At 34.0% G+C, this 5,331-nt stretch carries 9 protein-coding genes; 2 read left to right on the top strand and 7 right to left on the bottom strand.

Translation table 11 applies throughout. The features are described 5' to 3' along the window. Positions 1–45: 45 nt before the first annotated feature. The gene (locus EHS15_RS03350) at positions 46–357 is read left to right on the top strand and encodes a hypothetical protein (protein ID WP_135759134.1); all 312 of its coding nucleotides are present in this window, start codon (positions 46–48) and stop codon (positions 355–357) included. Between the two features lie 18 nt (positions 358–375). On the opposite strand, the gene EHS15_RS03345 is transcribed toward EHS15_RS03350, so the two are convergent. The 3 genes from EHS15_RS03345 to EHS15_RS03335 all read right to left on the bottom strand — a co-directional run bounded on the left by EHS15_RS03345 (position 376) and on the right by EHS15_RS03335 (position 2,923). Next, on the bottom strand, positions 376–1,386 hold the full coding sequence (locus EHS15_RS03345; RefSeq protein ID WP_135759133.1) for an MORN repeat-containing protein: 1,011 nt from the start codon (positions 1,384–1,386) through the stop codon (positions 376–378). Continuing rightward, complete coding sequence (locus tag EHS15_RS03340) at positions 1,361–1,831, bottom strand: hypothetical protein (RefSeq protein ID WP_167884144.1); 471 nt, start codon at positions 1,829–1,831, stop codon at positions 1,361–1,363. Before EHS15_RS03340 ends, EHS15_RS03345 begins: the two co-directional genes overlap by 26 nt. 102 nt (positions 1,832–1,933) lie before the next feature. After that, on the bottom strand, positions 1,934–2,923 hold the full coding sequence (locus EHS15_RS03335; protein ID WP_135759131.1) for a hypothetical protein: 990 nt from the start codon (positions 2,921–2,923) through the stop codon (positions 1,934–1,936). 184 nt (positions 2,924–3,107) lie between these two features. On the opposite strand from EHS15_RS03335, the gene EHS15_RS03330 reads away from it, so the two are divergent. Continuing rightward, positions 3,108–3,407 (top strand): helix-turn-helix domain-containing protein, encoded by a 300-nt coding sequence (locus EHS15_RS03330; protein WP_135759130.1) that lies wholly within the window; start codon positions 3,108–3,110, stop codon positions 3,405–3,407. Between the two features lie 207 nt (positions 3,408–3,614). Here the strand turns inward: EHS15_RS03330 and EHS15_RS03325 are convergent, their stop codons facing one another. The 4 genes from EHS15_RS03325 to EHS15_RS03315 all read right to left on the bottom strand — a co-directional run. Further along, positions 3,615–3,908, bottom strand: a complete 294-nt coding sequence (locus tag EHS15_RS03325; protein WP_135759129.1) for a hypothetical protein — start codon at positions 3,906–3,908, stop codon at positions 3,615–3,617. An 18-nt stretch (positions 3,909–3,926) separates the two neighbouring features. Then, positions 3,927–4,097, bottom strand: coding sequence for a hypothetical protein (locus EHS15_RS19040; RefSeq protein WP_167884143.1), 171 nt, complete (start codon positions 4,095–4,097; stop codon positions 3,927–3,929). A gap of 333 nt (positions 4,098–4,430) precedes the next feature. Next, positions 4,431–4,811, bottom strand: coding sequence for a hypothetical protein (locus EHS15_RS03320; RefSeq protein WP_135759128.1), 381 nt, complete (start codon positions 4,809–4,811; stop codon positions 4,431–4,433). A gap of 168 nt (positions 4,812–4,979) precedes the next feature. Beyond that, positions 4,980–5,331, bottom strand: a 352-nt coding sequence (locus tag EHS15_RS03315) for a hypothetical protein (RefSeq protein ID WP_210416282.1), incomplete at its 5' end; no start/stop codon positions are given.

Below are 5,331 nucleotides of genomic sequence, written 5' to 3'. Positions count from 1 at the left end.
TAATTCTCTTTCCACTTCAGATAATACGGTCTAAATTCTAACTTTATGCCAATTGTAGAAAATATTCCAGATACTACCGGAAAGAAATGTGAATGTGGTTCTTGGCTCAATCATTGGGAAAATGCAGCACGTCGAAATGCCGAGTATTGTGCTGTTGTAGGATGTAATGAGACAAACCATCTAGTTGGTGCGCATGTTTATAAAATAGAACCATACAGTCCATATCACTTCATCATTCCTTTATGTAAAAGACACAATAATATACCGCCAGGCGAGCGCTTTGAAGTGAAGAACGTCTTTTTCGCCTGGGCAAATGTATCCGGAACTTGCGGAGCTTATTTCGATGAAGATGATTGATAAACTTACTTAATATTTTCAGATTTTGTCAGGCAGATAAACTGGATAAGGACTGACCGACTTACAATCAAAGAGCGGATATTCAAGAACTCTCCAACACAATCTGCATTGGCGTTCACAATGATCTCCGTCTTTTGAATATAAGTTCCATAATTTACCACAAGATGTTTTGCAACTTGACGTGCATCCACCCTTGTCTCCGATTTTAACATAATCGGCTAATGAATACATGAATTTCTCACAAAACTCTTTACCATGTCTCAAATCTGATTCTGCTCTAATTTGAGCTTCGGCAATTTTCTCAACAACTTCCTGCCGTCGAATATCTTCTCCTGATTTTGCCTCGAGAATTTTTCCTTCATCAGAAAATTTAACATAACCGATACCAGTGAAATCAATATACTCATGTCGGCCGATTCTTTCTCCATTTTTCCAGGTTCCAGTTAAACTATACCGGCTATTTTTATACAGAGCATTTCCATTTAGAAGATCATCTTTGAAACTACCCTGCCATATTTCTCCTTCATCTGACTCGATAAGCCCATAGCCATTCTTTTGACCATTGACAAAGTCGCCTTCATAAACAAGTTTTTTGTTGGAAGAAACCCACATTCCATAACCGCTAGGAATATTTTTAGCCAAATAGCCTCGATATCTGCTTCCGTCATGAAAAAGAATTGTCCCTTGCCTAGCATATCCGTTTTCAAATATACCATCAATCCTAAGCCCATCACATTTATCTAAAATACCTTCCCCACTAAATTCTCCATTGAGAAATTTGCCTTTATATTCTGAACCATTAGGAAAGTTAAGACGGCCTTGACCGTCTTGGCAATTTCCACTTCTACATTGACCGGGCTTACAAACCTTATCAACACATTCACCTTTTCTAGCAGTTACTTCTTCAAGTCCAAAACAAGTTACTTTTGGCTGATACTCAACCGATTCACCTCTGAATCTTTCTCTCGTTGTCTGACAGAAAGAAAATAATAATAGAATCGAACTAATTATCAGAAAATAAACTTTCATGTTTAGAAATGATCTCTCCGAAAACTACTGAATCATCAAATAATGCCCTCGCATTTGAAAAATAGTTCTTAGCTCTTTCCAGTCGATAGTAATAGCCGCCAGTACCTTTTTCTTCTTCATACCAAATAATATAATTTCCTAATTCAGGACATTTTTTTGCATCAACAGTATCTTCGATAATTACTAATTTCAAATTTCCATTTAGATTATATATCTCCTTTCCTGACAGCGCACGGGCTTCTTTATTACCACAGCGCCCATAAGGAAAAATTTCGTGAAAACGAGAATCCGCTTGTAAATTTCCCATTAAAAGACCTAAATGCTTTTGCCTCAATTGTTTGTTGGTATCAGACAAACCGCCCCAACTCACGATCCTTCCCGCCAATTTCCCTTTTATATAAAGGGAATCTTCAAAATAAGTTGGTTTTACTTCAGAGTCTTTCATCGCCGATTCACGGCTCTTTGAAAAGCTCTGGCAAGAAATAGAAATTAAGAGAGTTATTAAACTCGCTGTTAGAAATTTGATTTTATACACTTGAAACCTCTTTTAGTTTGAATTAAATTTTTTAACCGAAAACTGTTTTATAATATGATCTCTGAATCTGAAATATTCAGGAAAATCTTCGAGCGCATGATATCTGGCGTCTTCATGCTCAATTAATTTTTCATCAGATTCTAATTTCATCTTTTCATATTCTTTCATTTGTTCTTTATAAGTTGATTCTGCCTCTTCCAAGCGTTTATCATATTCATCTTTTAACTTTTGGTTTTCTTTCTCAATCTGATCCTTGGGTAAATAGCCTTTACTCATGATGTAAATGAACATCCCCAAAGGCATCCCTATCGTTGAAAAAATACCAGTCCATAAAAATTCAGAAATCCATTCGTCTAATGACATTTGAGTAAGCACCCAAATATTTATCAAAAAAGCAATTGCCGCAATAGATATTGGCATTATATATTTTGATTCATATTTGTGATAAACGACCTCCAGAATTTGAGTCTTTTCTGGTAAAGGAGATTCATCTTGTTCGGAAAAATTCTCAGCTAATTTTCTAAACTTACATAAGCTTGAATTCAGATAGTCTTTCTCGTATTTTTTACTGAAGTCTTGATTCTCTTTTAAAATCTTTAACTGATTTCTGGCAGAACGCTTATCATCAAGATTATCAAGTTTCTCTACCGCATCCTCAACAAAACCAACAACAGGTAATATATCAAAATTTAAGAATGCGTATTTTGCAATACCATCAGATAATTGAAGGGCTTCTTCAATGGCGGTCTCAAAAGTAAATACAAACTTTCTCAAAAACTTCTGCTCTTGCTTTGCGACCGCTTCCTTAAGTTGTAAATCAAGTTGCTTTGCCGTAATCCTATTAGCTTGTTCCTGGGCAATATGCAATTGCTGCCTCAGCTCCAGGATTTGCTGGTTCTGTTCAATTGCTGCGTTTAACAAAGCCTCAGTGTTTCGCTTTGTCGCAGCTGAGTTTGCAGTTTGATAAATATCTAATATTGTGTTAAATTTACCGTTTGCCATAAAAGTTCCCTACTTTCAAAAAAGTTATCCAGGAACCTCCTCTTTATACCCTCCTTTAATTCCCCAAAGAGTTCCTTACGCACCATAATTAAGGTTAGCAAGGTATTAGGTCAACAAAAAACGATGTGCACATCGTGATTTGTGAATCGTGTTCAATGCATCGTAAATCAAATAGAATCAATATGTGCAGAAAAGTTACGAAGAGATTCTCGAAGAATTTAGTGAAAATCTGAAAGTTTTAAGAAAAAAACAAGGGTTGAGCCAGGAATTTGTAGCAGGAATCGAATTAAGTGTTAGAAATTACCAGAAAATTGAAGCTGCGATAAGCACTCCTTCACTAAGGACAATATTAATCATTGCTGATGGGCTAGGAATTCATCCAAGAGAATTGTTTGATATTCCTAGCCTAAAGAATCGACCAATGGTAAAGGAAATAACTACTAGAAATCGTAAGTCCGCAAAAAAGAAAACTACCAAAAAATAATCAGAGTTCTTTGTCTCGATCAATATTGTTGGCGATCTAAATATAGCGAGATTAATTCTCTGAAATCAGATAAAAAAATCGGGGGCATATAACCCCCGATAAATGAATAAGTTAGTCTTATTATCGGCAATAAGAACTAAAACCTAACAGAAATTTAGGTGATTGGCTCAAAATCCATGAATTTTTTAGGTTTTTCTGTATACAAAGTTATGGATGTAAATCGCATTCCATTAAAAAATCAGACTTTATTGTTAAACCCCAAAGAAGGACACGAACACTACTCCAATTATATGAATTATCTGAGAAAGTAACAAAAGAGAATAAATTTTGATATAGCATCAAACGCCATTCATTATCAATTGGCTTTCGCCTCCAATAAACATTATCAGGTGGATTGATTCCTTTATAACGAGAATCCATGCGAAAATGTGTAGAATTATATTTTCTCACATTAGATTCGAATAAGCCAATAAAGCTAAAAACTTTATGAATTTCTCCCATACAACATTACCTCACCCATCAATCAATTAACCCTTGAAATCTTCCCTTAATCTGAACCTGAGAATAAATTCGTTCAATCAACAAATCAAAGCCTGGATGATTTTTCAACTCATCGATTTTCTCATCCAGGGTCAGTGGTCGGATTTTTGGGTGAAGAGAGCGGATATTTCGATATACAATTTGTTCCATATTTTAACTAAACAAAATTATAGCAAAAATGCGTAAACTATTTTATCTTATTTTAAAATACCTTCTATCTTCTTCCGTATAAGTACCAAAATTTCCTGGATTAAAATTATGAACACAATTGAAGCAAAGCTCAATCTTATCTGAAATCTTATTGTCGAATAGGTTGGTGGACTGCTGATTCATCAATATGAGGATACCAGAGTGGGTTTTTTATGTTTTTATTCTGAGTAGTATAGAATTTTTTGAGTTAGATGGTTATAGAGAATCTAATTTTGAAAAATTTGAGTGGTTAGAATTTAGCTCTATGATGGAAAAGATTGAATACAAAATTTATTAACTATGCTCAATTAGACAGCCGTGTTTATCTGCTTCCAGTAAGTGATTTTTGTAATAGCTAATTTGAGTTTTAGTAAAACCAGAATATGAAATTTGAAATGGTTCATCCTCAGATTTTTTAGTTTTTACTAATATATTCATTCCATTTGATTCACGTATTGCCCATATTAAAGATTTCTTTTCGTTTAATTCAGGGAAGTTAGACATTTTTAATAAATCAATTTCAAAAATCTGTATATTTCCCATAGTTTTAGTTTGAAATGTTTCAAAAGGTAAAATTTCTTCCGTTACAATGTTCTTTATACCTTTGAAAGGTCTATTGGTTTTAATAAAATTGAGCATTGATATTAAAATCATTAATTCATTTGTAGCAGCCATATTTTAACATTTAATAATACTTCTTTATTTGTCGATCAAATACTAGACTAAAAAGGAGGCTTTAAAACCTCCTTAAAATGCTAAGCAGGATTGTATCCTATCACTTGCGACTTGTCAACACCTAACAGAGAGACATAATGAGGCATATTGACTATTATAGGAAGTTAATTAAATTTTATCTATGTCATAATTTTTGCGACTCACCCAGTTCGGATCATCGCTCATTAACTCATCAATATGCTTAATCAACCCTTTATATAGCTCTGAAATTGCTTTTAAGTCCTGCCTTGGTACCTTGGAATGCTTCTGCACGTACTCACATAATTCAGAAAAGCCTTGGGTAGTAATTTTTTCATCAACAACGAAAAAAGGAGAGATAATCATTGAGTCTGAAGTATAAAATCTCATGTCCTGGCTCATTAAATATAAATAAGGTGGCAAAGTTTCCACCTCTAACAAAGAGTATTCTTCTGAAAATTTTGAAAACCAAACACGTGCATTACTATATGAATAGGAAAGG

The organism is Leptospira idonii (assembly GCF_004770995.1).
GTDB classification, from domain to species: domain Bacteria; phylum Spirochaetota; class Leptospiria; order Leptospirales; family Leptospiraceae; genus Leptospira_A; species Leptospira_A idonii.
The sequence above is the reverse complement of the archived record's forward strand: the minus strand, read 5'-3'. Positions and strand labels throughout refer to the sequence as shown.

Bases quoted from the DNA above. Each gene is read 5' to 3' on its own strand.
- EHS15_RS03350 (WP_135759134.1), top strand. From the start codon at position 46: ATGCCAATTGTAGAAAATATTCCAGATACTACCGGAAAGAAATGTGAA.
- EHS15_RS03345 (WP_135759133.1), bottom strand. From the start codon at position 1,386: ATGAAAGTTTATTTTCTGATAATTAGTTCGATTCTATTATTATTTTCT.
- EHS15_RS03340 (WP_167884144.1), bottom strand. From the start codon at position 1,831: ATGAAAGACTCTGAAGTAAAACCAACTTATTTTGAAGATTCCCTTTAT.
- EHS15_RS03335 (WP_135759131.1), bottom strand. From the start codon at position 2,923: ATGGCAAACGGTAAATTTAACACAATATTAGATATTTATCAAACTGCA.
- EHS15_RS03325 (WP_135759129.1), bottom strand. From the start codon at position 3,908: ATGGGAGAAATTCATAAAGTTTTTAGCTTTATTGGCTTATTCGAATCT.
- EHS15_RS19040 (WP_167884143.1), bottom strand. From the start codon at position 4,097: ATGGAACAAATTGTATATCGAAATATCCGCTCTCTTCACCCAAAAATC.
- EHS15_RS03320 (WP_135759128.1), bottom strand. From the start codon at position 4,811: ATGGCTGCTACAAATGAATTAATGATTTTAATATCAATGCTCAATTTT.